Origin of the sequence: Streptomyces sp. NPDC051133 (assembly GCF_040682635.1) — a bacterium.
Taxonomy (GTDB): Bacteria; Actinomycetota; Actinomycetes; order Streptomycetales; family Streptomycetaceae; genus Streptomyces.
The window spans coordinates 1-2,143 of record NZ_JBFBBK010000194.1 but is presented as its reverse complement, the minus strand read 5'-3'; the positions used below and the strand labels follow the sequence as shown (position 1 = coordinate 2,143).

Annotated in this window: 2 protein-coding genes and 1 pseudogene; 2 read left to right on the top strand and 1 reads right to left on the bottom strand. The window is 68.5% G+C overall.

The features are described from left to right. Positions 1–119: 119 nt before the first annotated feature. The gene (locus AB0N17_RS46305) at positions 120–917 is read left to right on the top strand and encodes a hypothetical protein (RefSeq protein ID WP_366017678.1); all 798 of its coding nucleotides are present in this window, start codon (positions 120–122) and stop codon (positions 915–917) included. A gap of 72 nt (positions 918–989) precedes the next feature. Continuing rightward, positions 990–1,244, top strand: a pseudogene (locus AB0N17_RS46300) (trypco2 family protein); the annotation flags it as partial. A gap of 88 nt (positions 1,245–1,332) precedes the next feature. Here AB0N17_RS46300 and AB0N17_RS46295 read toward each other — a convergent pair. Continuing rightward, entirely contained in the window at positions 1,333–1,596 is a 264-nt protein-coding gene (locus AB0N17_RS46295) for a hypothetical protein (RefSeq protein ID WP_366017677.1), read from the bottom strand. Positions 1,597–2,143 lie beyond the last annotated feature (547 nt).

Genomic DNA, 2,143 nt, shown 5'->3' with positions numbered 1-2,143 from the left:
GCAGGACGTTCACTGAGGACGACATCCGCGGTGACATGCCCTTGCGGCTTGTTCCGTGACCTCGACCGAGGCTCTCGAAGCGCCCGTCCGGTGCGTTGCTGCCCGCCGAACTCGCCGACATGGCGATCTACTACCGTGCCAAAGCCCACCGTGACCTCGGCCAGAACCAAGCCTCCAGGGACGGCATGCGGCACGTCGCCGACCGGGCAGGCCGGCTCGCCCCCGACGCCGCCCGCGGACTCGCACACCTCGCCCGCGCCGCCGGCGACTTCCCCACTGCGCTCGCCACCGCCCGCACCCTCGGCTGGCCGGGCCGCGGCCACCGCGTCCTGGGTGACATCCACTTCGCCCACGGCGACATGGACCAGGCCGCCACCCACTACACCACCGCGCGCACCCAGGCCGAGGAACAAGGCAACCTCGGTGAGCAGGCCATCGCCCAGGCCAACCTCGCTCTCACCACCGCCTTCACCGATCCCTCCCGGGCCGACGGCGAGATCGCCCTCGCCGAACAGCTCCTGACCGGCCTCGACCAACGCGCCACCACCCTCACCGCCCAGATCGCCGCCATCGCCCGCGACGCCGGAACCCTCACCAACCTCGAAGGCGCCCCCGTCCTGCGAACCGAGATCCACACCGCCGGAATCACCGCCGCCCGCGCAGCGCTCGACCTCGCCCTCGCCTTCCACCACGCCGCACGCGACGACGACGCCGCTCTCACCACCACGATCGACCACCTGAACAGCCCCACCGGACCCGGCGACTACGCGTACTACGCCGACATCGCCCGCTTCATGGCCGGCCGACCGCTCCCCCAGCCCACCATCACCCGCTGGCTCGATGACGAGGACGCCGTACGCAACCGATGGCGCACCCTCGTGACCGCTCGCCACGGCCACCTGCGCACCGGCCGGTAAGGGGACGCTGTGGCTCAAGGCCTGGCGCTTGCCCGTCTTCCGTATCCAGCTGCTGCTCGGCGGACTGGTCCTATGCGGAGTGATCAAGGGGGACGCATGGATCTAGGCACGGAGTTGTCGGACGCGATCAAGGCAGTGCGTCGCGGTCTCGTTGCCGCGCAGCAAGACGGGGATGGATCGCTCATCCGGTTCAAGGTCAAGGAGATCGTGCTCGATCTCGGAATCGAGTTGAGGCAGAGCACAACCGCCGGCGGAGGAGTGAAGGCCTTCGCCGTATCCGCCGACGCAAAGGGCGAGCGGGCCCAGAACGCTACCCACCGGATGACGGTCGCCCTGCAGGTCGACCAGTCCGTATACGGCTGTGCCCCCGAACATCTTTGTGATGTGTTCAGGGTCACAGCCGTATACGGACTGGTCAGCAGACGTCCGGGTCGATGCCCTGTGCACGCGCGAGAGCGAACAGAACGCGTTCGATCGTGTCCAGACGCTCGGCGATCGACCGGTCCCCCGGTGCTCCGATGGCGTTGGCGAGCGAATCGATGTTCCCAAAGGCCGTACGCTGCTGCTCACGGATCGTCGTCAGCTGCTCACTATGCTCTGCGAGCGTCCGCCCGGTGCGGAACGCCTCCGCCTCCAGGTCCCGCAGTCGGCCGTCGTACGTCGCGCTCTCATTCGCCATGCCCACCATCCTGGCAGACACCTGCTGCCCGGGTAGGCCCCCGCCGGCAACTCGAACATTCGGCAGGACCGGGATCCACCCGACACCCTTGTAGGGCCACTGCCTGCTTCCATTGGAGTGGCTGGCAGTGCCCCCGACCACGGTCCTCACGTCCGACTTTCGGGGGCACCTGCTCGTCTGCAACCCGACCAAGGAAGCGCATCGGGCCGCCCGCATCGTGTCGCCGAGCCCGCAGCCGAACCAGGACCCTCCCAAGGACTGCACGCGAGCGTCGGCCCGGCGCGCTCCGCACCCCGTGCGGCACGCAAAAATCGACGCCCCCTCTACAGCCCTCAGGGCCGTTGAGCAGGGCAGAACACCATGATCAGCGCCATAATGGAAGTGCTCGCATGGGAAGGCGCTCGGTGCTCAGATGCCGCCTCCGAGCCCGGCTACCTTCCCGGACCCCGGCCGACTCTGCTGCGCAATTCGGCGTACGAGCATGGCGGTTGGGGGATGATCGCTTCTGCGGTCAGTGTCTTGTCGTAGGGCCGCAGGGGGTGGTTCG

Excerpts from the sequence above, each read along its gene's own strand:
- AB0N17_RS46305 (WP_366017678.1), top strand. The coding sequence starts at position 120 with ATGGCGATCTACTACCGTGCCAAAGCCCACCGTGACCTCGGCCAGAAC.
- AB0N17_RS46295 (WP_366017677.1), bottom strand. The coding sequence starts at position 1,596 with ATGGCGAATGAGAGCGCGACGTACGACGGCCGACTGCGGGACCTGGAG.